This is a genomic window from Arthrobacter antibioticus (genome assembly GCF_030063205.1).
Taxonomy (GTDB): domain Bacteria; phylum Actinomycetota; class Actinomycetes; order Actinomycetales; family Micrococcaceae; genus Specibacter.
This window is the reverse complement of record NZ_JASISQ010000003.1, coordinates 1-24,508: the sequence shown is the minus strand read 5'-3', so window position 1 is coordinate 24,508 and position 24,508 is coordinate 1. Positions and strand designations below refer to the sequence as shown.

Below are 24,508 nucleotides of genomic sequence, written 5' to 3'. Positions count from 1 at the left end.
ACCAGGGTGGGGCCGGTACTTCTAGGGGAAGGGTGCGCCGGATTTGTGAATAAAGCCGCGGAAACGGTGTTAGCTTGCCGCGCCGGAGGCTATGACGCCTACTCCGAGGACAGCCAATACGCCACTGCTAATGCGTTCAATCATGGTGTTGACCTTTGGTTTGCGAAGCCACTTCATGGCTTTGTAGGCCACGATCGCAATACTCGTCAGGTACAAGAAGCCGATCACGCCCAAGGTGGCCCCCAAGATCATGGCCATGGCCAACGTGTTCCCGCCCTGTGGAATGAACTGCGGCACCACGGCCAGGTAAAACAAACCCACTTTGGGATTGAGGAGGGTTGAAACCGTCCCGGCAGCATAGCCAGCACGTTTGCTATAAACCAAAGGCTGATGGGCAGCGCCACCGGCGGCAAGGCCAGCTTTAACTGCCCTGCGGGCCTTCAAAAACGAGGAAATGCCCAAGTACAGCAAATACAATCCGCCGGCAACCTTAATCCAGCGAAAAACTTCTGCGGACTGTTCCAAAACGGCGGCCAGCCCAAGCCCAACCAAGGCCCCCCACAGCAAGGCGCCCGTGGCGGACCCCGCGGCTGCAGAGATACCTGCACCAACTCGGTTTAAAGAGATACGCAGCACCATGAAGGTGTCGGGCCCCGGGATGAGAGCCAACATGATGCACAGCCCGGCAAAGCCAAGTAAAGAAACGAAGGTCATGAGGCAATTATCCGGGCGGTTGGTGCGATTAAATGACCACCCGCCCACCCTGGTGTCCGTAATTCCAGACAGCACCCAGGTAGTGTCATACAGGCGGCCCAATCATGTAGGACGTCTCACACGGCCATGTGTGAGAAGTCACATAAGGGGGCATCTGTAATGCCAGACGCAATGCCCGGTGCGCGCACCCAAGGTGCCTGCCCGGCGTCGTACGCTAAGGGCATGAGTGAATTAATCAGCAACATTGGCGAGTTAATGACACAAGACGGAGAGCACGGCACGCTTCGCAACGCCGCAATAGTTCTGGAGGGCGAGCGGATCTCCTGGATCGGGCCCACGGCTGATGCGCCAGCCGCGGATGTCCATACGGATGCCCAGGGACGTGCCGTACTGCCTGGCTGGGTGGATTCGCACACGCACCTCATTTTTGCAGGGGACCGCACCGCCGAGTTTGAGGCGCGCATGGCCGGTGAAAGCTACAGTGCTGGCGGGATTGCGGTCTCCGTGGAGGCAACACGGAGCGCCAGCGATTACGATCTCACCCGTCTTGGCATGGGCAGGGTAGCTGAAGCCGTTTCGCAGGGCACCACGTATTTGGAGACCAAAACCGGGTACGGTCTGGACGTGGATCAGGAGGCCCGCAGTGCCCGGATCGCTTGCACCATTGCCGATGAGGTGACCTATTTGGGAGCCCACTTGGTCCCGGCCGGTATGGATGCCGATGAGTACACCGAGCTTGTGTGCACTGACATGCTCCAGGCGGTCCGTCCCTATGCCAAGTGGGCTGATGTGTTTTGTGAGCGCGGGGCCTTTAGCCCGGAGCAGTCCCGAAAGGTGCTTTCCGCGTGCCGCGACGCCGGGTTGGGATTGCGCGTCCATGGCAATCAGCTCGGTCATGGCGACGGCGTGAAGCTGGCGGTGGAGTTCGGCGCGGCAAGTGTTGATCACGTTAATTTTCTAACGGAGCAGGACGTGTCCCTGTTGGCGCAGTCATGGTCGGGGTGGGATGGTGGCGCCAATGGAGGGCGCGGGTCCGGTCAGCGCGGGACGGTCGCCACGGCGCTTCCGGCTTGTGATCTATCCACCCGTGCACCGTTGGCTCCGGGGCGGGAACTATTGGATGCCGGCGTGCCGCTGGCCCTTGCCTCCAACTGCAATCCAGGGACTTCTTACACCTCATCCATGGCGTTTTGTGTCACAACTGCCGTCCTGCAGATGCGGCTAAGCATTCATGAGGCGGTCCGTGCGGCAACCTATGGGGGTGCGCTGGCGCTGGGACGCGAGTCCGGGCTCGATGAAAACGGGAAACGTGCAGTGGGTTCCCTCGCTGTGGGGCATCGGGCTGATCTGCATATGCTCAAGGCCCCGTCCGCCACACATTTGGCGTACCGCCCAGGGGTTCCGCTGACGGCCGCGGTGTGGCGGGCCGGCGTCAGGGCGGTCTAACCCCCTGACGCTCGCTCACTCCACGTTGTGTTTACTGTGACGCTCGCTCACTCCACGTTGTGTTTACTGTGACGCTCGCTCACTCCACGTTGTGTTTACTGTGACGCTCGCTCACTCCGAGTGGTGTTTGTCCTGACGCTCGCTCACTCCACGTGGTGGGTGAGGCAGGAGCCTGAATCGTGCTGTCAGCACACGGGCGGATAGTGATTGAACATGACGTTTTCATGCACCTTTTGAGCATCTTATGTTAGAGTTGGGTCAACCAATACGCCCCGTTGTGCCACGTAGCGGCTTTAGCGGGCCCCAATCAAGGAGAACGCAAAACATGAGTGAGAATAATCAGCTCGGCCCCTTCATGGATGCAGAGCTCACCAGCCAGCCTGAGGTTTGGGCAAAGGCTATTGCCCAAGCCAAAAGCGAAAACCTGCTCCCGGCCGACGGTCAGCGCGTTGCCGTTATTGGTTGCGGAACCTCATGGTTCATGGCCCAAAGCTACGCAGCAGCTCGCGAAACTGCCGGCAAGGGGGTTACGGATGCATTTGCAGCCTCCGAGGCATTCTTGGGCGCCGATCGTGGCTATGACGCTGTCATTGCCATCACCCGCTCGGGAACCACCACTGAGGTTTTGGAAATCTTGACCGCGATCAAGTCCAAGATTCACACGGTTGCCCTGGTAGGTGACACCAACTCGCCGATCATGACGCTGGCTGACGCCGTTGTTGAACTTCCCTACGCCGATGAGCGCTCTGTGGTGCAGACCCGCTTTGCCACAACAGCGCTCACATACCTCTTGACAAGTGTTGGCATGGATCTCAGCGCAGCCGTTGAGGATGCCAAAACCGCTGTATCTGCCCCCGTTGAGCAGGAACTGATTGACGCTGAGCAGTTCACTTTCTTGGGCACCGGCTGGACAGTAGGGTTGGCCCACGAAGCAGGGTTGAAGATGCGCGAGGCAGTGCAGGGCTGGACCGAGTCCTACCCGGCCAAGGAATACCGCCACGGTCCCATCTCCATTGCGGCTCCTAACCGTGTCACCTGGATGTTTGGCGAGCAGCCCGAGGGTTTGGACCGCGATGTAGCCAAGACTGGTGCCCTCTACGTGAATACCACCACGCACCCGTTGGCTGAGCTTGCGCGCATCCACCGAGTTACGTTGGAGCGTGCGCGCGCTCGCGGCATGAACCCGGATCTGCCGCGCAACCTGTCACGTTCGGTCATCTTAGAAGACTAGAAACAGGTACGGGTCAGGATCTCTGGCTAAAATGTTAGGCACCCCACTTCCTTGAAGTGGGGTGCCTAGCGCTTACCCAACCACCTTCCCGCCATACGCCATGCCCGCGGGCATCTGTACCCGAAAGAACTTGAACTTCATGAAAACTGTGATGAATCCGTCCCATGGCCCGGGTGCTCACGCTGCGGCGGACGCTTCCGGAGGCAATGAGGTAGGCAAAGAGGTTGTACTGGCCTTTGATGTTGGCGGGACGGACATGAAATCGGGGATCATTTTAGGTGAGCTGGTGCCGGGGGACGTGGGTGTGCGCGATCTTCAACGCCATCGCACCCCGCTTGACGGAACCCGTTCGGGTCACAGTGTGTGCGCGCGGATCGTGGAGCTGACGGAACTTTACCGTGCAGCGCACCCGGATCTTAACATTTGCGCCGTCGGTGTTACGGTGCCGGGCATTGTCGATGAGGAAGCCGGGATCGGTGTTTACTCGGCCAATCTTGGCTGGAAGGATTTCCCTTTCACGGCCACGTTGACACAGGCTTTGGGGGTACCGGTAGGTTTTGGGCACGACGTCGGCATGGCTGGTGAAGCTGAATTCCGTCTCGGTGCCGCTGTGGGCCGGAAAGATGCCCTGGTTTTGGTGATTGGCACAGGTATTGCCGGGGCTGTGCTCTGTGACGGGCGCCGAGTTGCTGGCGGGGGATATGCCGGGGAGATTGGGCACGCGATGGTGCCGGGGCCGGATGGTCAGCTGGTGATCCTGGAATCCCTGGGTTCTGCAGGAGCGGTTGCCCGCCGCTATACCGAAGCTACGGGAAAGGCCGTAACCGGTGCCCGCGATGTGGTGGCCCTGGCAGCCAAAGGCGATGCCGCAGCGGTCACTGTCTGGAGGCAGGCTATTGATGCACTGGCGTTCAGTGTGGCCCAATGCGTTTCAATCCTGGGTACCGAAACAGTTGTCTTAGGTGGTGGCTTGTCGATGGCGGGAGCCGCACTCTTTGTTCCGCTGGCTGCACGGGTGGATGAGTTGCTGACCTTCCATCGCCGCCCTGACTATGTCCACGCCGCCCTGGGTGAGAACGCTGGGCTCATCGGTTCGGCGTTAAAGGCGCGCAGCCTCGTCAGTGCAGCAGAGAAGGTTAGTACGCCAGGGCCCAACGTTGGAGCCGGAGCTGGAGCCGGACTTGGAACTGGTACTGGCACTGGAATGGGGGAGCAGGCATGAGCGCCAATAACGTGGTTCTGACGGTCACGCCCAACCCGGCCGTCGATGTCACTTATACCGTTGCCGGTATCCACTTGGGGTCCTCGCATCGAGTGCCTACGCCTTTGTACCGGGCCGGGGGCAAGGGCCTGAATGTTTCTCGTGTGGCACACCAGCTGGGTCACCCCACACTGGCCATCGCCACAGTGGGTGGAGCCTCCGGTGAACAATTCCGGCAGGACCTGGTCACTGCCGGCATTGTGCATCAGCTGGTGCCCGTGGCGGCAGCGACCCGGCGGACCATTGCCCTGGTGGATACGGCAGATGAAAACACCACGAGTATTTTCAACGAAACTGGACCCGCTCTCACCCCCGCCGAATGGCAGGGGCTCGCCGCCGCCGTCGTAGATAATCTCAACGGGCTACAGACCGCCGACGGCGTGAGCCGCCCCGGTGTGCTGGTGGGCTCCGGTTCCCTCCCGGAGCAGGCCCCGGCCGATTTCTATCCCGCGCTCGTGGCGTTGGCCCACGGTGCCGGTATACCGGCCATCATTGACACCTCGGGCAGCGGTATTCTGGCTGCAGCCCAGGCCGGGGCCGACCTGCTCAAGCCCAACAACCACGAACTCATGGAGGCCGTGGGGGAGAAGGACCTGGTCAGGGCCGCTCGAAAACTGATGGACATGGGTGCCAAACGGGTCCTCGTGAGCGTGGGTGAGGAAGGCATGCTCGCTTTCAGCGCGGAGAACCCAGGTAGCTACATCCAAGCCAAACTCCCGGCACCGCTGTGTGGCAACCCCACGGGTGCCGGAGACGCGGCGGTGAGTGCGGCCGCCGTCGCACTGGCCACCGGCGTGGATGACCTGCGCGAAATACTGCGCCAGGCTACAGCATGGAGCGCGGCCGCCGTGCTCATGCCAGGGGCCGGTGAAATTTCCCCTCAATACACTGAACTGGCCAAAAAACTGATCATTACAGAGAACTAAGGACCGCACCTCATGGCTTTGACAAATACCCGCACCATCATGGAACTGGCTGCGAATGCCGGTACGGGGCAGGGCGCCTTCAACGTGATCCACCTTGAGACCCTCGAAGGACTGATCGGTGGTGCCGAGGCCGCCGGGCTCCCCGTTATCTTGCAGATTTCTCAAAATTGCGCAAAGTTTCATGGCGGTCTGGAACCGGTGGCCCTGGCAACTTTGGCTGCGGCCCGCAAGGCGTCTGTGCCGGTAGCCGTGCACCTTGACCATGCCGAAGACGAGACGTTGGTCTATGAAGCGGTTGACTTGGGCTTCGGTTCCGTCATGTACGACGGCGCCCACCTTGAGTATGCGCACAATGTGGAGGTGACAGCCCGTGTCACCGAGTATGCCCACCAGCGGGGTGTCTATGTGGAAGCGGAGCTGGGCAAGGTTGGCGGCAAGGACGGGGCGCACGCCCCGGGTGTGCTGACCGACCCGGCAGAAGCAGCCGCGTTTGTTGCTGCGACAGGTGTTGACGCGCTCGCCGTTGCTGTGGGTTCCTCGCATGCCATGACAGAGCGCAGCGCGGCCTTGAATCTGGTCCGAATCGCGGAGTTGAAGGCCGTACTTGAGGTGCCGCTAGTGTTGCATGGCTCATCTGGCGTCTCAGATGAGAGCATTGTGGCAGCGATTGCAGCAGGTATGACCAAGATTAACGTTTCTACTCACCTGAACGGTTTCTTTACTCGGGCAGTGCGTGAGTACCTGACAGCCAATCCTTCGGTTGTGGATTCGCGCAAGTATCTGGGCGCCGGACGTGCGGCCCTGGTGCCTGAAGTTTCACGGTTGCTGGCGTTGTTTGCCGGTGCTTCCCCTACTAAAAACTAGATGTGACGGCTGGTTGGCCGTCCAGGAGTTGCGCATGAACAGAACTGAACGACTCACAGCGATCTTGGACCTGTTGGCCGCTCACGGCCAGGTTGAAGTTGATGGGATTGTGGCCCAGCTGGGTGTTTCCCCGGCCACTGCCCGCCGTGATTTGGACTCCTTGGCCAATGAGCGGCTGTTGACGCGCACCCGTGGCGGTGCCACCAGCGGCTCTGTTTCCTATGACCTTCCGGGACGATACAACCGTGACGATCATGCTGAGGAAAAGCAGCAGATTGCACACGCCGCCAGCGCCTTAATTCCCTCTGGAGCCGTTATTGGCTTGTGTGGGGGCACTACCAGTACAGCGCTGGCGCAGGTATTGTCCACGCGGGAGGACTTGATTCTCGCGTCCAACAGACCAACGCTGACAGTTGTCACTAACGCCATCAATATTGCAGCTCAGCTGGCCATCAGGCCCAACTTCAAAATTATGGTGACCGGGGGGATTGTGAACCCTCGCTCATACGAGCTTGTTGGCCCGTACGCCGACTCGATTCTGCAGCGTGTGGCGCTGGACTTCGCGTTCATTGGGGTGAACGGCATTGAGCCGGGAGCCGGTCCCACAACCAACGATGAGGGAGAGGCGTCAGTGAACTCGAAGATGGCCGGACGCGCATCTGAGGCCTATATTTTGGCTGACGCCTCCAAGATCGGCAAACGGGCGTTTGCGACCATGGGGGAGTTGGCATGCCGGAATCTCATCACTGACTCACGCGTCACCCCGGAGCAGCTCGAGGCGTTCCGTGAAGCGGGAACGAACGTGATAGTGGCGCCTGCCCTCTAGCTCTGCCCCCTCCAATGACGCCCCCGCCCTGTTGAGGTTGGAGATGATGACGCCCCCGCCCTGTTGAGGTTGGAGATGATGACGCGCCATCGTCCTCCGCGGTGTCATCATCTCCAACCTCAACAGGAAGAGCTGGCGGTTTTAGTCGAAGAATTCCTTGCCGTAGTAGCTTCCTGGCGCGGGGAGCCCGGCAGGTACGGCAAACACTGCGGAGCCAACATGCCTGATGTACTCGTTGAGTCTGTCTGAGCGACCCAACTTTTGTTGCAGCTGTACAAAATGCTCCGGGCTCTTCTGAAAACTCAGGAACATCAAACCCGCATCCAAGCGTCCCACGGAGTCCAGACCATCCGTGAAGTTGTAGCCTCGACGCAGCACCTTGGTGCCGTTGTTGTTTTCGTGGGCCACCAAAGCAATGTGAGAATCCGTTGCAATGGCGGGTTCCTCCCCCTGGCTGCCAGGAGAGGGCGCATGGAAGTCAGGGATATCGTGTTCCTTGGTTCCAGACAACGGGGCGCCTTCCTTTTTGCTGCGCCCAAAGATGCTTTGCTGATCCCCAATTGGGTCCTCGTCCCAGGTTTCAATGAGCATGTGAATTTTGCGTGCCACCAGGTAGCTTCCGCCTGCCATCCATGACTGGCCCGCCTCCGAGCCCACCCAAACATGTGCGCCAAGATCCTCGGCGTCGGTGATATTGCGCGTGCCGTCCTTGAACCCCATTAAATTCCGGGGCGTGGTTTGGTTAGCTCCGGCGGACGCCCGACCAAATCCCAGTACAGTCCACTTTGTCTTTACCGCTGTCCGGGCCATACGGGCCAAATTCCGAACCGCATGGTAGGCCACCTGTGGATCGTTTGAGCAGGCTTGGATGCAGAGGTCCCCTCCTGTCATGGACGGCTCAAGAGACTCACCTGCCATGGCTGGCAGTTGAGCAAAATCGATAGGTTTGAACTTTTCCAACCCAAACCTTTGATCAAACAGGGACGGCCCAAAACCAAGTGTCAGCGTTAGACCATGCGGGCCCATATCACTAGCTTCACCGGTGTCCCCAGGGATGGCGTGCTCACGTGCGGGTTCCACTTTTCCAACCGGGGCACCCGCTGTCATCTCAGCCATAGCGGCGGACCATTTGGCAAGTACCAGTTGAAGCTCGATCGCGGTCGTGGCTGTGACATCGAAGGCTGTGTACACCAAGTGGTCCTGTGGGGGAGTGGCAATCCCACTCTGGTGTTCGCCATAAAACGGATACGTGAGCGAGGACCCCGCCACCATGTGATTGGTTTCCGATGTTGTTCCGGACGCCGTGGCACCGGTCAGAGCAGCCCCGCCACCGACTCCCAGTGCCAGACCGCCGGCACCGGCCAACGCCACCGATCCGCTGAAGAACGTACGGCGGGATACGCGCTCGGCAGGAGGAATCGAATCAGTCATTTAAACGGTGGCCACCTTTTCGGAAATCTTTGCCAACGGTGCCTGCAATGACTGGATCAAAGCGGTGAGTTTAGCGGCGTCGGACTTTTTCAATTCTTCCGTGTACGGCTTCCAGCCACCCAACGAGGAGGGATCCTTGTACCCCTCCAACGCGGCATCGACTATCTCAAACTGGTCAGTAATAGTGCCCGTCAGCTCGGCATCGATCTCCATCAACGCCGGTTTCAGGTATTCGAAAGCCTGCTGAGAACCTTCGATGTTGGCGGCAAAATCCACCAAGTCCAGCTTGGAATAAGCTTCCTCTTCACCGGTGATCTTCGAAGACTGAATTTCTTCCAGCAGACCGCTGGCACCGTTCGCCAATTCCTCGGGCTTGTAGGAGCCGTCGGCTTCCAGCGCAGCCGTCAGAGTCTTGAGTGTGGCAACATTTTTTACCAGACCAGCCGCTAGTGCCTTGGAAGAATCGCTGATCGCCTGAGTCTCGAACAGATCTTTTTCCAGCGGGTGGAAACCTGTCCATTCGGTGCCGGGTTCGACGTCGGCCACGCGAAGGTCAAGTGCTGGGTCCAGATCGGGGAAGCTTTCAGCCACCGGTTCAATGCGCTCAAAGAATGGGCGCGCCTGGGCATAAGCCTTCTGACTGGCACTGACATCACCGGAGTCCACGGCCGCCTGCAAGGCAGCTGCAGCAAGAACCAGAGAATCAACCTGGCCTGAAACGTACTTGGCATAACCATCGGTACCTTCCTTGAGCAGCTCGCTGACACCGCTGGCGGATGAGGATGCGGCGGCACCTGTGACGCTAAACGGCTTAGTCTCTGTGGCTGCTCCTGGGCAGTACAGCTGGTATTCACCCCCTGCCAGGGTGAGAGTGAAACTGACGGACTTCAGGCCGGGAATAACATTTTCACGTTCACCCAGGATGCGCTTGTCGCTGAGCAGCTCAACCTCGCTGACACCGGAGGCGTCCTTATTGGTGATGGTGAAGGTCACAGGACCCGCCGGAGCAGATGAATAGTTAGGCACGCACTGATCCCCGCCCTCGATCCTTTCCACGCTGACCGCTATCTGCGCCGCGCCATTACTGACCGGCGCGGACGAGCCACCGGAGGTTCCCGATGTCTTTTCTGCTGGCTCGGCACTGCCGCAACCCGCCAGCGTGAGCGCCAGGACGGCAGCCCCGGCTAACAATGCCGGAGCTGTGGAGCGCAGGTAGGTGCTTGGAATAAAAGTCATGAGAGTCCTTAGGTGGGGCAATTTTGCAGATCTGACAAGGAGTGCGGAAGGGGTAGATGGTGTAGCTGGTGTGCGGTGGGAGCCAGTGTCTAGGGCGAGGGTGCGCTCACTAGAAGTTGGCGTTGATTCCGGCGCCCGGCGGCGAACAGCACCAGTGCAGAAATGATAAACACCACGGGCAGGTAGCGGGACCACAGCACGTTTTCGGCGGTGGAGGCCTCAAAGCTGCTTAGTTTGGTGACGGCTGCCGTGACGTGTTCTTCAGGCACCTGCCAGCCATCGTGATCGGCCACCGCGATGGTCCGTGGTGAGGCTAACCCTCCACCGCTAAGTGTCAATGAGGATCCTTGTGTGCTGACGGCATCAATGATTGAGCCGTTGACAAGCCATACCTTGACATTGCCTTGGTGTTTCCACGCGGCCTCAAACGGACCAGGATTGCTGGAGGCGCTGATGCCTACGGGCATCCGGCCGCCGTTGAGCTCGGTCAGTGCTGCGACTGTGATGGTGGGCGGTTCCGGGCGGGCACTCTGGTTCGCTGCGGCGGAGTAGATGGATGCTGTGCGGCCCGCATGTGATTCGGTGCCATGGGATTCTAATGCGTAGCTGTTTACTGTGCCATCGGGGTCGGTTGCAACGAGTGTTTTTGCGAATTCACCCGCGGTTGCGGCGCGCATATTGGCTCCGGCTGCCTGTGCACCGGCTGCCTGCGCACCCAATCCGTGTTCAGCGGTGGTGACCCGCAGCGATACGCCCACGGCGCCGGAGGTGGTGATGGTCGGCGTCGAGCTTTCCGCTAAGGGAGCTGGCGGTACGGCCAAGGGTGCAGCCAAAATTAAAGCCAGGGCTGATACGCCAAGTGCTCCGGCGGTTATGAACTGTACACGTGGCAGCATGGCGGCGGAGGGGCGCCAGGTGCGCGGCCACAAGATGAAGGCAAGCATGGGGATCAAATACAGGGCCCAGCCGAGGATTTCAACGAATCGAGGGTCGTTGGGTATCCCGAAAACGCCCGTGAGGAGGGCTCCACGCGCGCTGCCGTTGGGGGCCAGCCAGTTCAGATTGATGGTGCTGCCCTGGCCAACGTTGAGCCAGCCAGCCTCGTGGGCTGTGCGCAGGGACTTCATCACCAGACCTGCAGCAACAAACACCAGGAACACGCCTGTGGCCTTGAAAAACTTGGCCAGGTTCAGTTTGACGGCGCCACGGAAGAGCAACAAGCCAGCGCCGGTGGCGATGACCAGGCCCAGCACTGCTCCGGTTCCAGCCGCCAGCGGATTCAGAGAGGACTGGAAGGCGGCAACCATAAATACGGCTGTTTCAATGCCTTCGCGCAGCACCGCCAGGAATGCCATGCCAGCCAGCGCAAACACGGATCCGCCTTTAAGTGCGGACCCGGCATGGGCCTCCAAAGAGGATTTCATGGAGCGCGAATTTTTGCTCATCCATAGAATCATGAACGTCACGATGAGCACCGCTACGGCGCCGATAACGGTTTCCATGGCTTCTTGCTGCTGCTGGGGGAGTGCCGCCGAGACGATCTCAAGCGTGACGCCGATGAGTGCGCTGAGTAGAACTGCCGCGCCAACACCCAGCCACATGGCTTTCAACGCAATGCCGTTGCGGCGCAGGAACGCGGCAATCATACCCACGATCAGCGCAGCTTCGAGACCTTCTCGCAGGCCGATAACCAATGTAGCAAGCACCCAGATACTCCGCATTTTTGTTGACGTTTCAACGGGGGTCTGCCCCTGTACTCAGGCAAGGCTACCCTTTGCAGAGTAAAAAAACATAATTAGGCCAGCTAAGTGTGGCGTAATGAAGCCGGAGCCCACACGACTGACGCCCGGAGAGCCTACAGTTGCGGTTCTGTAGCCGATCCCCAACTATGCTCCGGGAGATCCACCACGGTTGTTGTTGGCTCAGCCTGTGTCCATTGCTCAAAATTGGCATCAAGAAGATACTGCTGGCCATCACGAACCAAGGTGCGAGTTTCCGCATTGCCGGGGTTGTTCAGCGACTCAAAATACTCCACCGTCCAGTGGAACCAGCGCATGCAGAACAGTCGCATTGTCAGCCCATGCGTAACAAGCAGAACGTTGGGGGCGGATTCATTTCTATTCCAGTGCCTAAACAGGGTTTCCATGAAGGAGGTAACCCGGTCATAAACATCAGACCCCGATTCGCCCTCGCGAAACCGGTAGAAAAAGTGTCCGTAGGAGTTGCGGAGCTCCTTTTGGTCCGCGATCTCCGTCGGGTTCTGGAAGTTCGCCCAATCCTGCTCCCGCAACCGAGGCTCTTCCATGATCGACTCCACGAGATCGCCCAAATCCATGGCCTCGAGGGTTTGATAGGCGCGTAAGTAGGGCGAAACATAGACACGGACTTTTTCCCCGGCCAGCTGCTGCCTGACTTTCCGGCCGGCTTCTTTGGCTTGGGCCACACCCAGCTCGGTCAGCGGGATCCGGTAATCGGGAATTCTGTTGTAAATGCTCTGGTCAACATTGGCCGCTGACTGTCCGTGGCGGATCATGATGATCTGGCGTGGGGAGCTCATGCCACTGAGCCTAACCCCTGCTTGTCGCCAACCGCTGTTCCGCCTCCGCGGACTTGCGGCGAAAGTCTCGCCGCGAGTCCGCCTATGCCATTTCGCTTCAGTGCGGGCATGATTACCCTATGACTGAATCGGTGCCTACTTCTGCCGCGAACGACGCCGGTAGCCCTGCCCCAGCCCAGCCTTCCCCAAGTGCCGGGTTGCCAGCTGCGGCGGCTGGGACGGGGCCGCAGGCGAAAGCCGGCGGATCCGGCGTCGAGCATCAGGGGTGGGGAGTGAAGTCGCGCCGCCGTCTGATTAGTGAAGTGCTGCTGGTTCTGGGACTCTCACTGGGACAGTCGGCCGTGTACTCGGTGGTATCACTTCTGGATAAGATGAGCCGGGCGCCCATATCGCAGGGCACTTCAACCCTGAATGTTGTGCGCAACAACCGCGAATTTTTTGATTTTACGTACCAGATTCTGGACATCTTCTTTGCGTTGGTCCCTGTCATGCTGGTGCTTTATCTGCTCGCTGAACCCGGGAAATCTGCGTTCGCGCGGATAGGCCTGGATATCCGGCACCCTTTTCGCGATGGCTTGGGTGCGCTGGGACTGCTTGTTGTTATTGGCGTTCCTTCGCTGGGGCTTTATGCTGCCGGACGGGCCATGGGGATCACCACCGAGATCATTCCCAGCGCCCTGAACCAGTACTGGTGGACAGTTCCGGTGCTGGTGCTTTCAGCCATTCGTGCCGGCGTACTGGAGGAAGTTATCCTCAATGGTTATTTGCTGGGCCGCCTGGAAAAAATTGGGCTGGGACCCTGGGCGGCCATCCTACTCAGCGCCTTGCTGCGCGGAAGTTACCACCTCTACCAAGGTTTTGGGCCGTTCATAGGCAACTTCGCCATGGGGCTGCTCTTTGGCTGGGTGTATAAAAAATATGGCAGGCTTGCTCCGCTTGTGGCGGCTCACGCACTCGTGGATATAGCCGCGTTCACGCTGGGCCCGGCGTTGGGCTTCGGCGGCTAACATGACAAGAGCGCATGGTGGCATGCCAATACTGCGCCACCGTGCCGGTGGCGCAATATTCGTGGACAACGGTGCGCAGCAATCCAACGTGAGGGCATAAAAGCGGCACCCGCCCAGCATGGGGAAGGTGCCGCCGCACGAAAGTGCTAGATAGTAACGGGACCGTTTGCCGTTTCAAAGGTGACGGACATGATTCCGGGGGTGCCACGCGGGGCTATCCACTCCACGGCGACGTCATCCAGAGGCGCTTCCACGGGCTCGCCTAGCCATTCGGTGACACGTTCAGCGCTGCCAGCGATTGTCAGCGAGGAAAGCCTGACGCTGGAGGGACGCGCCTGTGATGGGTGCAAGGTGGGATCGCCCTCCCATTTGAGCATGTACGGGACCTGCGGATCGGCGATCAGGCCCTTGATGCCGATCTGTTGCCAAATCAGTTCCTGACCGTCAGGGAACTTGCGGTTGCCCGGGACGGCGCTGCGGCCTAGACGTTCTTCGAACGGGATGAGGTCGTCAACAGCTACGCACCAACCCATCCAGCCGCCGCCCGCTGCCGAGCGCGCTTTGACAGCTTGACCGAACGGCGCCTTATCCGATGCCGGGTGGTTTAAGCACTCAACAATTTCCAGATAATGGTGGTCGGTGAGGGGGATAATCATATTGCGGGTGCCGAAGCGTGGGTGGATTCCCCCCTTGACAGCATCGACCCCCAGGGCGGTTGCGATTCGCTCCGTGGTGGCAACCAATCCATCGGATTCACTGGCGTAAGAAACATGGTCCATTCGCATAGCTTCATCTTGGCACTTTGTGATGAAGCTCTCGACTTACCGTTGCCTTATCGAGGTAGGACATCTGATCTCATTTGGACTCCGGGGCGCCGCTCGTGAGGCAGAATTGAGAGGTGACTGAAACAAGTATTGCTCCGCTGTCCCTGCCCACTCCCGCTGCCCGTGAGGACCGCATTGCCACCGTTATTGCCGCGGAGTTGGGTGTGCGTGCCGCTCAAGTTCGCGCCGCGATTGCACTGATGGACGACGGCGCCAGCGTCCCCTTCATTGCCCGGTACAGAAAAGAAGCCACGGGGACACTCGATGATGCCCAGCTCCGGGATTTGGAAGAGCGCCTGAGGTACTTGCGAGAGCTGGAAGCTCGTCGCGCTGCGGTACTGGAAACAATCCACGGGCTGGGCAAGCTGACGCCGTCACTGAGGCGCTCAATTGAGGCGGCCACCACCAAATCTGATCTTGAGGATCTGTACCTGCCGTACAAGTCCACCCGAAAGACCAAGGCTGACACGGCCCGTGAAGCCGGGTTGGAGCCATTGCTGGATGTACTGCTCAAGGACCCGTCAAGATTCCCTTCTGCGGAGGCGGATTCCTTCGTTGATACTGGGCGAGGGGTGGCCACTGCTGATGACGCACTGGCTGGAGCTCGCGCCATCTTGATTGAACGAGCCGGACAGGATGCGGCGCTTGTGGGGGAGCTGCGCGAAAGGCTCTGGAAAACGGGTCGGCTGCGTTCCACCGCGAAGAGCGGGAAATCTGTGGATGGGGAAAAGTTCAAGGACTATTTCGACTTTGCCCAGCCCCCACACACACTTCCGGGGCACAGGGTGCTGGCCCTGTTGCGCGGTGAGAAGGAAGGCGTGCTGTCGCTGGATCTGGCGGAGACGGACACAAAGGATGCTGAAGCTCATGCCCAAGCCCGGTCTCGATACGAACAGGCTGTGGCTCGCTCCCTGGGTATCAATGATGACGGCAGACCGGCCGACACCTGGCTGATGACAAGTGCCCGCCTTGCCTGGCGCACCCGGATCCTGACCCGGCTGTCAGTGGATCTGCGAGTACGACTGTTTCAAAGCGCAGAGGAAGAGTCCGTTCGAGTCTTTGCCGCGAACCTCCGTGACGTTCTTTTGGCCGCACCGGCTGGAAACCGGGCCACATTGGGCCTGGATCCGGGCCTGCGAACAGGTACCAAAGTTGCTGTTGTTGATGGCACCGGGAAAGTGGTGGCTACTGAAACCATCTACCCCCATGCCCCTGCTAAACGTTGGAACGAGGCGCTAGCGACTCTGGTTTCGCTGGCGCAGCGGCACAGGATAGAGCTGGTGGCCATCGGCAATGGCACGGCGAGCAGGGAAACCGACAAACTGGCTGGCGAGCTTGTGGCCGAACTCAAGCGTCTGGCTCCGGAGCGTCAGGTGACTAAACTTGTGGTCTCAGAAGCGGGTGCCTCGGTTTACTCGGCGTCCGCGCTGGCTAGTGCTGAGCTGCCGGGTATGGATGTCACCCTACGCGGAGCTGTTTCCATTGCCCGTCGCCTGCAGGATCCCTTGGCAGAGTTGGTTAAGATCGATCCGAAGTCCATCGGGGTGGGTCAGTATCAGCACGATCTCACCCCTGCCAAACTTGAACGCTCCTTGGGCGCAGTTGTTGAGGACTGTGTGAACGCTGTGGGTGTGGACTTGAATATGGCTTCACCTGCACTCTTGGCCAGAGTGGCGGGGGTGGGGCCGCTTCTGAGTGAGAACATTGTGGCTTACAGGAACGAACATGGCCCTTTCGCCAAGCGGCGGGACCTGCTCAAAGTGGCCAGGCTCGGACCGAAGGCCTTTGAGCAGTGTGCCGGATTCTTGCGTATTACCGGGGGAGCGGAGCCACTTGACGCCTCTAGCGTGCACCCTGAAGCGTATGGTGTGGCACGGAAAATTCTTGGTGCGGTGGGGGCTTCGGCAAAGGATGTGACAGGCGGGGTTGTTGGTGCCGCAACGGTGAACCCGGCCGACTTCGTTGACGGCAGCTTTGGGCTGCCCACTGTGCAGGACATTGTTGCGGAGCTGCAAAAGCCCGGCCGTGACCCCCGGCCCCGCTTCGAAACGGCAACGTTTACAGATGGCATTGAAAAAATCACCGATTTGCTCCCCGGCATGATCCTTGAGGGAACAGTGTCCAATGTTGCCGCATTTGGTGCCTTCGTTGACATTGGTGTGCACCAAGACGGACTTGTACATGTCTCAGCCATGAGTAATTCCTTTGTGTCTGACCCGCACACAGTGGTTAAATCCGGCCAAGTGGTTCGCGTGAAGGTCCTTGAAGTGGAGCCCGAGCGTAAGCGTATTTCCTTGACGCTGCGCCTGGATGACACAGCCGCCAAGTCTGACACCAGACCTGATGGCAGGCCTGGAGCCAGATCAGGAGCCAGAAACCCTGGGGTCAGAAACCCAGGGGCCAGAAACCCAGGAGCCAGAAATCCAGCCGGCACATCCGAGGCTGGCGCTACTGCTCAGCCTCGAGGACATAAGCCCAAGCCCAACTTGGCTCCGGGGGCAGCTCCGAGCAGCGCAAACACGGCTATGGCCGAAGCGCTCCGGCGCGCAGGTTTGGGAAAGTAGCAGGGGCAGGAGCAGGAACACTAGGTAACGAGCAATCCCCAATCCGTTAAGCAGCTCGTGCGGGTGTTTTGGGCAAACACCCACAGGAGCTGCTTAAACGATTCGGGCGGTTGTTGCCCGAAAAATCTCTCACTAGTTCAGTGAACTTCCTCTTATCGCCCAAAAATCAAGCAAATCTTCGCAAAAAGTCACAAACCGGTCATAATCTTGCGATGATGCGGGGATTCTTTCACACTGGATGTAGGTCATGAGTGTCAGCTGATAGCCCCGGCTTGCTGACCGGCAACCCTCCATCCGCGGTGGGGTGCCCCGGGTGAAGACCTGGCACCGAACCGACCGGTTTACGGTGCAAGCGCGGGCCATAGATTCCAAGGCCCTTCCGAGCCGTATGCGCCGGAGGGTTTCACGGACGGCCCCTAGTATGAAGGAACCCATCCATGAGTAACGGTTGGTCATTTGAAACTCGTCAGATCCACGTAGGTCAGCAGCCGGATGTCACAACTGGTGCACGGGCATTGCCCATCTACCAGACCACCTCGTTTGTCTTCCCGTCAGCGGAAAGTGCCGCCGCACGGTTTGCTCTGACTGAGCTGGAGCCAATTTACACTCGTATTGGCAACCCCACCACCGATGCCGTGGAGCAGCGGATTGCCAGTCTTGAGGGCGGAGTTGCGGCGCTGCTGCTGTCTTCTGGCCAGGCGGCAACCACCCTTGCCATCCTCAACGTGGCCGACGCCGGGGATCACATTGTTTCCAGCCCCAGCGTTTACGGCGGCACTTTCAACCTACTGGCCCACACGCTGAAGCGACTCGGGATCGAGGTAACCTTCGTCTCCGATCCAGACAACCTGGATGAATGGCGTTCCGCTGTGCGTCCGAACACCAAAGCATTCTTTGGTGAAACTGTCTCCAACCCCCGCCAAGACGTGCTTGATTTGGAAAACATCAGCACCATTGCCCACGAAGCAGGCGTGCCGCTGATTGTGGACAACACCTTGGCTACTCCATACCTGCTCCGACCGCTGGAATGGGGTGCCGATATTGTCATCCACTCAGCTACCAAGTACTTGGGCGGTCATGGTACTGCGATTGGCGGCGTCATTGTTGATGGCGGCACCTTTGACTTTGCCGCCAATCCTGAGAGGTTCCCGGGATTCAACACCCCGGATGAGAGCTATAACGGGCTGGTCTACGCCCGGGACCTCGGCGTGGGGTGTGCACTTGGGGCAAACCTGGCTTTCATCCTCAAGGCGCGAGTGCAACTGCTTCGCGATCTCGGTTCCGCTATCTCCCCGTTCAATGCTTTCCTCATCGCCCAAGGCATTGAGACACTGAGCCTGCGCGTTGAGCGCCATGTCAGCAACGCCGTGAGTGTTGCGCAGTGGCTTGAAAGTAATGCAAATGTTGAGGCTGTTGCCTATGCCGGCATCCCATCGAGCCCGTGGTTTGAGCGCGGACGCAAGTACGCCCCCAACGGCATCGGTGCCATCATCTCCTTTGACATCGTGGGTGGAGCGGAAGCCGGCCAGCGCTTCGTTGACGGCTTGGAACTTCACTCCCACGTTGCCAACCTTGGCGATGTCCGCTCCCTGGTTATCCACCCGGCGTCCACCACCCACGCGCAGCTTTCACCCGAGCAGCAACTTGCCGCCGGAGTGCGCCCGGGCCTGGTGCGACTGTCTGTGGGGCTGGAAAATGTTGCTGACATCATTGCCGACCTTGAGGCAGGGTTTCGCGCTGCTAAGTCTTCCGTGAGCTGAGTGAGCCATGTGAGTCACGTGATGAGAGGGGCAGGGCTGGCGAACGCAGCTCCAACAGATGCGGAAACCAGTTCAGCAGAGCGCGCCGGGAGTTCCTTCTCAGCTGCCGTTGGCCAGGGCGGAGGTGTACTGCGTTCGGTTCACATAGGCGCTCTGGCACTTGAAGCAGGGGGGGCATTACCGTCGGTAACAGTGGCCTTTGAAAGCTGGGGAACACTCAACGAAGCGGGTGATAACGCGGTACTCATCCAGCACGCACTCACGGGAAGCACCCACGTAAGCCGGGGTGACTCCGAGGAGGACGGCTGGTGGGAAGGCCTGGTTGGACCCGGTGCCGTCATTGATACGGACAAATACTTTGTTCTCTGCGCGAATATGGTGGGGGGCTGCTACGGAACCACGGGACCCTCCAGCATTGCCGGGGACGGGAAGCCCTATGGTTCCCGCTTCCCATTCATCACCATCCGGGACTCCGTCCGTGCGGAAGCCAGTTTGGCGGATAAGCTCGGTGTCACTTCCTGGCATGCTGTCATTGGCGGTTCCATGGGGGGCGCCCGAGCTTTGGAGTGGGCGCTCACCTACCCCGAGCGGGTGCAGCGCTGTGCCGTGGTTGCCTCGTGCGCTGCCAGCACTGCTGAGCAAATCGCATTTGCCCAGACTCAAATTCTGGCTGTCCGCCAGGACCCGAACTTCGCCGGCGGGGACTATTACGACGGCGCGGCTCCCACCATGGGACTGGGGCTTGCCCGCCGGATCGCGCACATTACCTACCGCAGTGAAACTGAGATGGATTCGCGCTTTGGCAGAAAGGCCCAGGACGACGGCGGCACCATCAGCCACGAGCGGCTCGGAGCGCTCGCTGTGGGCAGGTACCAGATCGAAAGCTATCTGGACCACCAAGCGCACAAGTTGGCGGGCAGGTTCGATGCCAATAGTTACATCTCTATTACTGAGGCGCTCATGAGCCACGATGTAACCCGGGGTCGTGGCACACTTGCGCAGGCGCTGGCAGTCGCCGATGGAGTGGAATTTCTGGTGGCTGCTGTCAGCAGCGATCGGCTGTACTTCCCGGCCCAATCCGAATCCCTGGCGGAGGCGCTGCCAGGGGAGGTTAGCGTTCAGATGATCGATTCAGGGATTGGTCATGACGGGTTCCTCACCGAAGTGAGCGCCGTGGGGAAAATCTTGCGCAAGTCATTTTTCAAAGACTAGGACGCCAGCCAGGGAGCAACCTTAGAAGTTCCTGAAGATCGCTTCGCGATGTACGCCGTACTGTTCTGCCGTAACCTGCCCACTGCGACGAGCGGCGTCCAGGGCATCAAGCTGGCGTTTGAGCTCAACCTCTGCCTGCATGCGCTCGTTGGCGAAACCAGTTGTCTGGTGCCCATGGGTGTTGTCATAATTGCGCATCGGCACACCATTGAGCAGGGTTCCCACGTAGGGGACGTTGTTTGCCTGGTGGGCAACTCCAACACGCTGTGTTGGATGGGGCTGATTGGGATTTCCCTGATTGGCGCGCTTCTTGCGAGCTGCCGCTTTGGCAAAGGTGCTGATCAACACCCCCGCAACGATGACGAGTACAAAAAAGGGCTGAATACTAAAAGACGATGAAGAAGATGCAGCGACACTGCCAACTGCTAGTGACCCGAGCATGACTGGCACAACACACCTCTTCTTTGTGGGGTGCGAAAAATACTGCACCTGTGCCCATCTTAGTCGGGTAGTGAAGGAAAAGTTGGCTGTCCTGACAAGGTCCTATGGTTGTTCTTTAAAACTGGTCCCGGGGTGGGGCGTTTGGCGCTGATTCCATCACCGGAAGACTGATGCCGCAGGCGTCGTAACACCCAAGGGAACAGAAATTCTTTGGCCCACACGAAGTCCTCCGCTCGTGCGACCTGCCATTTTTGCTGCGGCAACGGTGTTGGCTCAAGTGGCTCCAACGAGTGCTGGACGTTCAGTGCGGCCAAGACCATCAGGGCTATGGTGTGGTGGCCCAGCGGGGAGAAATGTAACCTGTCACCTGCCCACATTTGTGAGTCACTTAGCTGACGCAGTGACCACCTGTCCGCCACGATGGCATTATGGCGCGAGGCGATTGTGCGAAGGTTCTCGTTGTAGATGGCAATTCGGCCGCGGACCATGCTCAGAACAGGTGTATCCCGAATATCGGGCCCGTTAAGCAGCAGAACTGTAGCCCCGGTTGCGGTCATCTCCTCCACTGCAACATCAAGTTGTTGCGCCAAGGCGTCGGGATCGGAGCCCGGTCGGATCAGATCGTTGCCACCGGCCGAGATGCTGATCAGATCGGGTTTAAGCGCAAGGGCCGGTTGCAATTGTTCCCCAAGAATCTGGCCCAAGAGGCGGCCTCGGATGGCAAGATTTGCGTACCCGAAGTCCTGGCAGCCACTGCTGAGTTCTTCCGCCACTCGATCAGCCCAACCTCGGTAGCCGCCGGGGCTGGTCGGTTCGGGATCGCCGATCCCTTCAGTGAAGGAGTCGCCCATGGCGACGTAGCGGGACCAGGGATGTTGCTGCGCTGAATCATTCACCTATCCATCCTGCACCGTAAACGAGCACTTTCGCCAGTCCAAAATTCCGGCCTAATTTATACTTGGTTTTTTGGACCGTGCCCGTTGCATGGAAAGATGTGGCTATGAGTGAATCCCTTACAGTCCTTTGGTCACGTCCTGAGAATGAACGCCCCGGAACGCCGCTGCTGGTGATTTTTCACGGCTATGGCGCAGATGAGGCAGACCTTTTCTCACTGGCAGCTCAACTGCCAGCAGACTTTACTGTGGCGTCCGTACGCGCACCGTTACAAGCGGGAGTAGGTTACGCCTGGTTCCCGCTGCGCAATGATTTGAGCTATTCGGTGGCGGCCGTAACAGAGGCAGCGGCCGGGGTTGAAAACTGGCTTGAGGGAATCCGGAACAACCACACCTCTGTAAGCCTGCTCGGATTTTCACAGGGCATGTGTATGGCCACCTCGCTACTGCGCCACCAGCCCGCCAACTATGCCGCGGTGGTGGGTCTGTCAGGTTTTGTAGTGGATGCCGAGGCCGACCCGTACTTTAACGACTCCGCAGTGGCTGCCCTGAAACCGGAGATCTTCTGGGGCCGGGACCAGGCCGATCCGGTGATTCCGGAGTTCGCCATCGAAGCAACCAACACATGGATGCACCAACACGTAAAGCTGACAAAAGTCCTATACACGGGTATTCTGCACGGCATCAACGCCCAAGAAATTGCCCACGTTGGCGAATTTTTGCAGTACAAGGTTCTCGATGCAAGCACTGCCACGTTATAGTCATAGCCGAACGTGGCAGTAGCCTGCCTGCGCGGGCCTATTCGCTGGTGATGCGGACCGTTTCATTGTTGATGCTCACTGTGTCGCCGGGGTGGAGCTGGCGGCCGCGGCGTTCTTCGACCTCACCGTTAACTTTCACTTGGCCGTTCTTGATGAACTCTGTTGCTTCAACGCCGTCCCCCACCAGACTAGCTAGTTTGAGCAGCTGGCCCAGGCGGATCATGTTGTCGCGGATGGGAATCTCAATGATCTCGTGTGAACTCATAGGTTAATTGTGCCGTATGGATGCCGACGTTGCTGACAGGTGTGCGGAGGGACGCCGGAATCCGGTGACCACGAGGTATACGCAGACGAGCACTGGAACGCACAAGAGAATAGCGGTTGCCCCCGGAGGAAGTCCCGGGATGACAGGCTCGGAACCGCCGTTTGCGGAGGGTGCCATGGGCCAGAGGATCAGACGTGAAAGAACCCATCCGCCAAAGACGCCGCCCGGCAGCAGAGCCGTGCCAATGACTTTTTCCCAGAGCTTCCAGCGTGTGCCCATCCAGAGTCCTGCCACTCCTGCGAACCATCCGATACCGAAGATGAAACCGCCAAAACTGAGAAGTCAAGCCGTTGTAAAAATCCACAGTCTTGAGGACCTATGCGGCACTGTGGTGATGTCCGCAGCTTCCGCACCTGCCATTTCTGCCAACACATCATCAGGGTTCCCCAGCTGGGACAGAACCTCTGACACTGAACTGCCGTTTCGGGAGAGCGCGTGAATAATGTGTTCTCGAATGCCAAAGAGGATCTCTTCTGCCTGCTCGGGCGGCAGATTTACCAGCCTGCTCTCTAAGGCGCTGAGGTAGTTCTGGATTGTTGGCTCATCGATTAAGTGCTTCATCTGAGTCCTCCCGTGCCGGGTTGATTATCTGATTGACGGATTTATTGAAAACATTCCAGACACCAGTAAAAGCATGCAAAGCGTCTTTACCCTCCGGGGTCAGTGTGTAGTATCGCCGAGCTGCTCCCTGGTTGGACTCGCGCCAACTGCTTTGTACCTGCCCGTTGCGTCGTAACCGGGCCAACAGCGGATAGAGAGTTCCCTCGCTGGTGAGCAGACCGTGGATGTGGAGCCGTTCGGCGATGTCTACCCCGCAATCGATCAATGGACACCCCATGCTTTTAGGAGCTGAGAAGGCTAGCGTTGTATTAGGGCCAAATTACTGGGCCGCAATAATACTTGAGGAGACCTTTCATGCTTTCCGACGCTGAGCCCACCATGCCTGTTCCTACTCCTACCGAGTTAGCTATTTTTGTTAGCGGTTACACCGAGGATGGTGCTGGTCCGGGTCTGGGCTGCTTTAAGCTGATGAGCGACGGTTCGGTGGGAGAGAAGCGAAGCGAAAATCCAGCTCTGGTGAATCCTTCATTCGTCATCTTCGCGGAGGACTACTTGGTGGCAGTTCAAGAGAAAGCCGTTGGCAGCGTTGTGGTGCTTGATCCGCTGACCCTCAAGGTTGTGGGCACGGCTCCAACAGGGGGAGCGGATTCCTGCCATGCGGCGTTGATTGGTGATTTTATCTGGAGCGCCAACTACTCCTCCGGAACCACCTCAGTACTCCCGTTGGCCGGCGTTATCCAAAATAACGGTGCCCACAGCAGCAGCGCCCCACTTCTCCTGGAGCACCCTGGAAGTGGGCCAGTTGCGGGGCGGCAAAGCCAATCTCATGCCCACCAAGTGACGCCGACCCCTTGGGGAACGGCTCTGGTTTCTGATCTTGGCGCGGACAGGGTCGATGAATACGCCCTAGCCCCTGGCGACTTTGCCCTTCTGCGATCCGCCCAATTCCCGCCAGGAACCGGTCCGCGGCATGTGGCGTTGAAGGGGGACTTCATGCTTGTCTCGGGCGAGCTGGACGGCTACCTGCACGTGTTACGGAAAACACCGAGTGGGGATGGTGACGCGGACGAATACTTCTGGCGCTGGCTCTTCAAAACAGCGCTGGCGAAAAATCCACAAGATTTAGAAAGCGCCGCTGAGTTTTATCCCTCACACATTCAGCTTTCCGACGACGGCAGCAAGCTCTATGCAGCGGTGCGGGGGCCCAACACTGTGCTTGTTTTGGATGTCAGCACACTGGAAAGTGCGGGTGCTGGTGGTGAGGTCCCCAGGACACTTGGCGTGCTGAGTGAAGTATCAAGTGCTGGCAACTGGCCACGCCATTTCGGACTAAGCCCAGCCAAGGACGGCCGGGCGAGTAAATTGTATGTAGCGAACCAGCTCTCCAACACGGTGGCAGTCTTTGATCTGGACAAGAACGGACTACCTGGCACAGAGCCTGTACAGACACTGGATTTTGGCAGCCCGAGCTGTATTTTGATCGCCTAGAGAGAGTTTTTTGTGGGGCAGATCAGCCACTGCCGAACAGCACGAATTCTGCACAAGCAAGCACCCGACTGTAGGGTTGTTCCCGGACGGACCGCACCCAGCGGCCTCGTAATTTTTAGGAGTAGATAGTGGCGCCCCAATCCAAGCTAGATCAGGTCATTTCCCTCGCGAAACGTCGCG

At 59.0% G+C, this 24,508-nt stretch carries 24 protein-coding genes and 1 riboswitch; of the genes, 12 read left to right on the top strand and 12 right to left on the bottom strand.

Annotated features, from left to right (window positions below):
* Nucleotides 1-69: 69 nt before the first annotated feature.
* Complete coding sequence (locus tag QMG40_RS07735; protein WP_283530192.1) at nucleotides 70-714, bottom strand: LysE family translocator; 645 nt, start codon at nucleotides 712-714, stop codon at nucleotides 70-72.
* Between the two features lie 222 nt (nucleotides 715-936).
* Between QMG40_RS07735 and hutI the strand changes: the two genes are divergently transcribed.
* The 6 genes from hutI to QMG40_RS07705 all read left to right on the top strand — a co-directional run bounded on the left by hutI (nucleotide 937) and on the right by QMG40_RS07705 (nucleotide 7,268).
* On the top strand, nucleotides 937-2,160 hold the full coding sequence (gene hutI, locus QMG40_RS07730) for an imidazolonepropionase (RefSeq protein WP_283530190.1): 1,224 nt from the start codon (nucleotides 937-939) through the stop codon (nucleotides 2,158-2,160).
* A 325-nt stretch (nucleotides 2,161-2,485) separates the two neighbouring features.
* On the top strand, nucleotides 2,486-3,391 hold the full coding sequence (locus QMG40_RS07725) for an SIS domain-containing protein (RefSeq protein WP_283530188.1): 906 nt from the start codon (nucleotides 2,486-2,488) through the stop codon (nucleotides 3,389-3,391).
* 139 nt (nucleotides 3,392-3,530) lie between these two features.
* Nucleotides 3,531-4,613, top strand: coding sequence for an ROK family protein (locus QMG40_RS07720; RefSeq protein WP_283530186.1), 1,083 nt, complete (start codon nucleotides 3,531-3,533; stop codon nucleotides 4,611-4,613).
* Nucleotides 4,610-5,578, top strand: a complete 969-nt coding sequence (locus QMG40_RS07715) for a 1-phosphofructokinase family hexose kinase (RefSeq protein WP_283530184.1) — start codon at nucleotides 4,610-4,612, stop codon at nucleotides 5,576-5,578. The genes QMG40_RS07720 and QMG40_RS07715 overlap by 4 nt, the downstream gene beginning before the upstream one ends.
* Before the next feature lie 12 nt (nucleotides 5,579-5,590).
* On the top strand, nucleotides 5,591-6,442 hold the full coding sequence (locus QMG40_RS07710; RefSeq protein WP_283530182.1) for a class II fructose-bisphosphate aldolase: 852 nt from the start codon (nucleotides 5,591-5,593) through the stop codon (nucleotides 6,440-6,442).
* A 34-nt stretch (nucleotides 6,443-6,476) separates the two neighbouring features.
* The gene (locus tag QMG40_RS07705; RefSeq protein ID WP_283530180.1) at nucleotides 6,477-7,268 is read left to right on the top strand and encodes a DeoR/GlpR family DNA-binding transcription regulator; all 792 of its coding nucleotides are present in this window, start codon (nucleotides 6,477-6,479) and stop codon (nucleotides 7,266-7,268) included.
* Between the two features lie 141 nt (nucleotides 7,269-7,409).
* On the opposite strand, the gene efeB is transcribed toward QMG40_RS07705, so the two are convergent.
* The 4 genes from efeB to QMG40_RS07685 form a co-directional block, all read right to left on the bottom strand.
* Entirely contained in the window at nucleotides 7,410-8,699 is a 1,290-nt protein-coding gene (gene efeB, locus QMG40_RS07700) for an iron uptake transporter deferrochelatase/peroxidase subunit (RefSeq protein WP_283530178.1), read from the bottom strand.
* Nucleotides 8,700-9,935 (bottom strand): iron uptake system protein EfeO, encoded by a 1,236-nt coding sequence (efeO, locus tag QMG40_RS07695; RefSeq protein WP_283530176.1) that lies wholly within the window; start codon nucleotides 9,933-9,935, stop codon nucleotides 8,700-8,702.
* 89 nt (nucleotides 9,936-10,024) lie between these two features.
* Nucleotides 10,025-11,641, bottom strand: a complete 1,617-nt coding sequence (gene efeU / locus QMG40_RS07690) for an iron uptake transporter permease EfeU (protein WP_283530174.1) — start codon at nucleotides 11,639-11,641, stop codon at nucleotides 10,025-10,027.
* A gap of 149 nt (nucleotides 11,642-11,790) precedes the next feature.
* Nucleotides 11,791-12,492: a histidine phosphatase family protein gene (locus QMG40_RS07685; RefSeq protein WP_283530172.1), complete on the bottom strand. Its 702-nt coding sequence runs from the start codon at nucleotides 12,490-12,492 to the stop codon at nucleotides 11,791-11,793.
* Between the two features lie 119 nt (nucleotides 12,493-12,611).
* On the opposite strand from QMG40_RS07685, the gene QMG40_RS07680 reads away from it, so the two are divergent.
* Entirely contained in the window at nucleotides 12,612-13,499 is an 888-nt protein-coding gene (locus QMG40_RS07680; protein ID WP_283530170.1) for a CPBP family intramembrane glutamic endopeptidase, read from the top strand.
* A 146-nt stretch (nucleotides 13,500-13,645) separates the two neighbouring features.
* Here the strand turns inward: QMG40_RS07680 and QMG40_RS07675 are convergent, their stop codons facing one another.
* A complete protein-coding gene (locus QMG40_RS07675; protein ID WP_283530168.1) occupies nucleotides 13,646-14,284 on the bottom strand; it encodes a VOC family protein in 639 nt (212 codons plus the stop codon).
* Nucleotides 14,285-14,397: 113 nt separating this feature from the next.
* On the opposite strand from QMG40_RS07675, the gene QMG40_RS07670 reads away from it, so the two are divergent.
* The 3 genes from QMG40_RS07670 to metX all read left to right on the top strand — a co-directional run bounded on the left by QMG40_RS07670 (nucleotide 14,398) and on the right by metX (nucleotide 19,859).
* Nucleotides 14,398-16,887 carry a Tex family protein gene (locus QMG40_RS07670; RefSeq protein WP_459252970.1) on the top strand — a complete coding sequence of 830 codons (2,490 nt, stop codon included), beginning with the start codon at nucleotides 14,398-14,400 and terminating at the stop codon, nucleotides 16,885-16,887.
* Nucleotides 16,888-17,130: 243 nt separating this feature from the next.
* A riboswitch (SAM riboswitch) is annotated at nucleotides 17,131-17,248 on the top strand.
* Between the two features lie 76 nt (nucleotides 17,249-17,324).
* Nucleotides 17,325-18,647 carry a bifunctional o-acetylhomoserine/o-acetylserine sulfhydrylase gene (locus QMG40_RS07665; protein ID WP_283530166.1) on the top strand — a complete coding sequence of 441 codons (1,323 nt, stop codon included), beginning with the start codon at nucleotides 17,325-17,327 and terminating at the stop codon, nucleotides 18,645-18,647.
* A gap of 9 nt (nucleotides 18,648-18,656) precedes the next feature.
* Entirely contained in the window at nucleotides 18,657-19,859 is a 1,203-nt protein-coding gene (metX, locus tag QMG40_RS07660; RefSeq protein WP_283530164.1) for a homoserine O-acetyltransferase MetX, read from the top strand.
* A gap of 21 nt (nucleotides 19,860-19,880) precedes the next feature.
* Here the strand turns inward: metX and QMG40_RS07655 are convergent, their stop codons facing one another.
* The gene (locus QMG40_RS07655; RefSeq protein ID WP_283530162.1) at nucleotides 19,881-20,207 is read right to left on the bottom strand and encodes a hypothetical protein; all 327 of its coding nucleotides are present in this window, start codon (nucleotides 20,205-20,207) and stop codon (nucleotides 19,881-19,883) included.
* A gap of 152 nt (nucleotides 20,208-20,359) precedes the next feature.
* A complete protein-coding gene (locus tag QMG40_RS07650) occupies nucleotides 20,360-21,151 on the bottom strand; it encodes an SGNH/GDSL hydrolase family protein (RefSeq protein WP_283530851.1) in 792 nt (263 codons plus the stop codon).
* A 149-nt stretch (nucleotides 21,152-21,300) separates the two neighbouring features.
* Between QMG40_RS07650 and QMG40_RS07645 the strand changes: the two genes are divergently transcribed.
* Nucleotides 21,301-21,954, top strand: coding sequence for an alpha/beta hydrolase (locus QMG40_RS07645; protein ID WP_283530160.1), 654 nt, complete (start codon nucleotides 21,301-21,303; stop codon nucleotides 21,952-21,954).
* 37 nt (nucleotides 21,955-21,991) lie between these two features.
* On the opposite strand, the gene QMG40_RS07640 is transcribed toward QMG40_RS07645, so the two are convergent.
* The 4 genes from QMG40_RS07640 to QMG40_RS07625 are packed head-to-tail and all read right to left on the bottom strand — an operon-like array spanning nucleotide 21,992 to nucleotide 23,117.
* Nucleotides 21,992-22,219: an RNA-binding S4 domain-containing protein gene (locus QMG40_RS07640; RefSeq protein WP_283530158.1), complete on the bottom strand. Its 228-nt coding sequence runs from the start codon at nucleotides 22,217-22,219 to the stop codon at nucleotides 21,992-21,994.
* Between the two features lie 3 nt (nucleotides 22,220-22,222).
* Nucleotides 22,223-22,513 (bottom strand): hypothetical protein, encoded by a 291-nt coding sequence (locus tag QMG40_RS07635; RefSeq protein WP_283530156.1) that lies wholly within the window; start codon nucleotides 22,511-22,513, stop codon nucleotides 22,223-22,225.
* 48 nt (nucleotides 22,514-22,561) lie between these two features.
* On the bottom strand, nucleotides 22,562-22,840 hold the full coding sequence (locus QMG40_RS07630) for an HAAS signaling domain-containing protein (RefSeq protein ID WP_283530154.1): 279 nt from the start codon (nucleotides 22,838-22,840) through the stop codon (nucleotides 22,562-22,564).
* Nucleotides 22,821-23,117: a PadR family transcriptional regulator gene (locus QMG40_RS07625; protein ID WP_283530153.1), complete on the bottom strand. Its 297-nt coding sequence runs from the start codon at nucleotides 23,115-23,117 to the stop codon at nucleotides 22,821-22,823. The genes QMG40_RS07630 and QMG40_RS07625 overlap by 20 nt, the downstream gene beginning before the upstream one ends.
* A gap of 77 nt (nucleotides 23,118-23,194) precedes the next feature.
* On the opposite strand from QMG40_RS07625, the gene QMG40_RS07620 reads away from it, so the two are divergent.
* A complete protein-coding gene (locus QMG40_RS07620) occupies nucleotides 23,195-24,328 on the top strand; it encodes a lactonase family protein (protein WP_283530151.1) in 1,134 nt (377 codons plus the stop codon).
* Nucleotides 24,329-24,508: the final 180 nt, after the last annotated feature.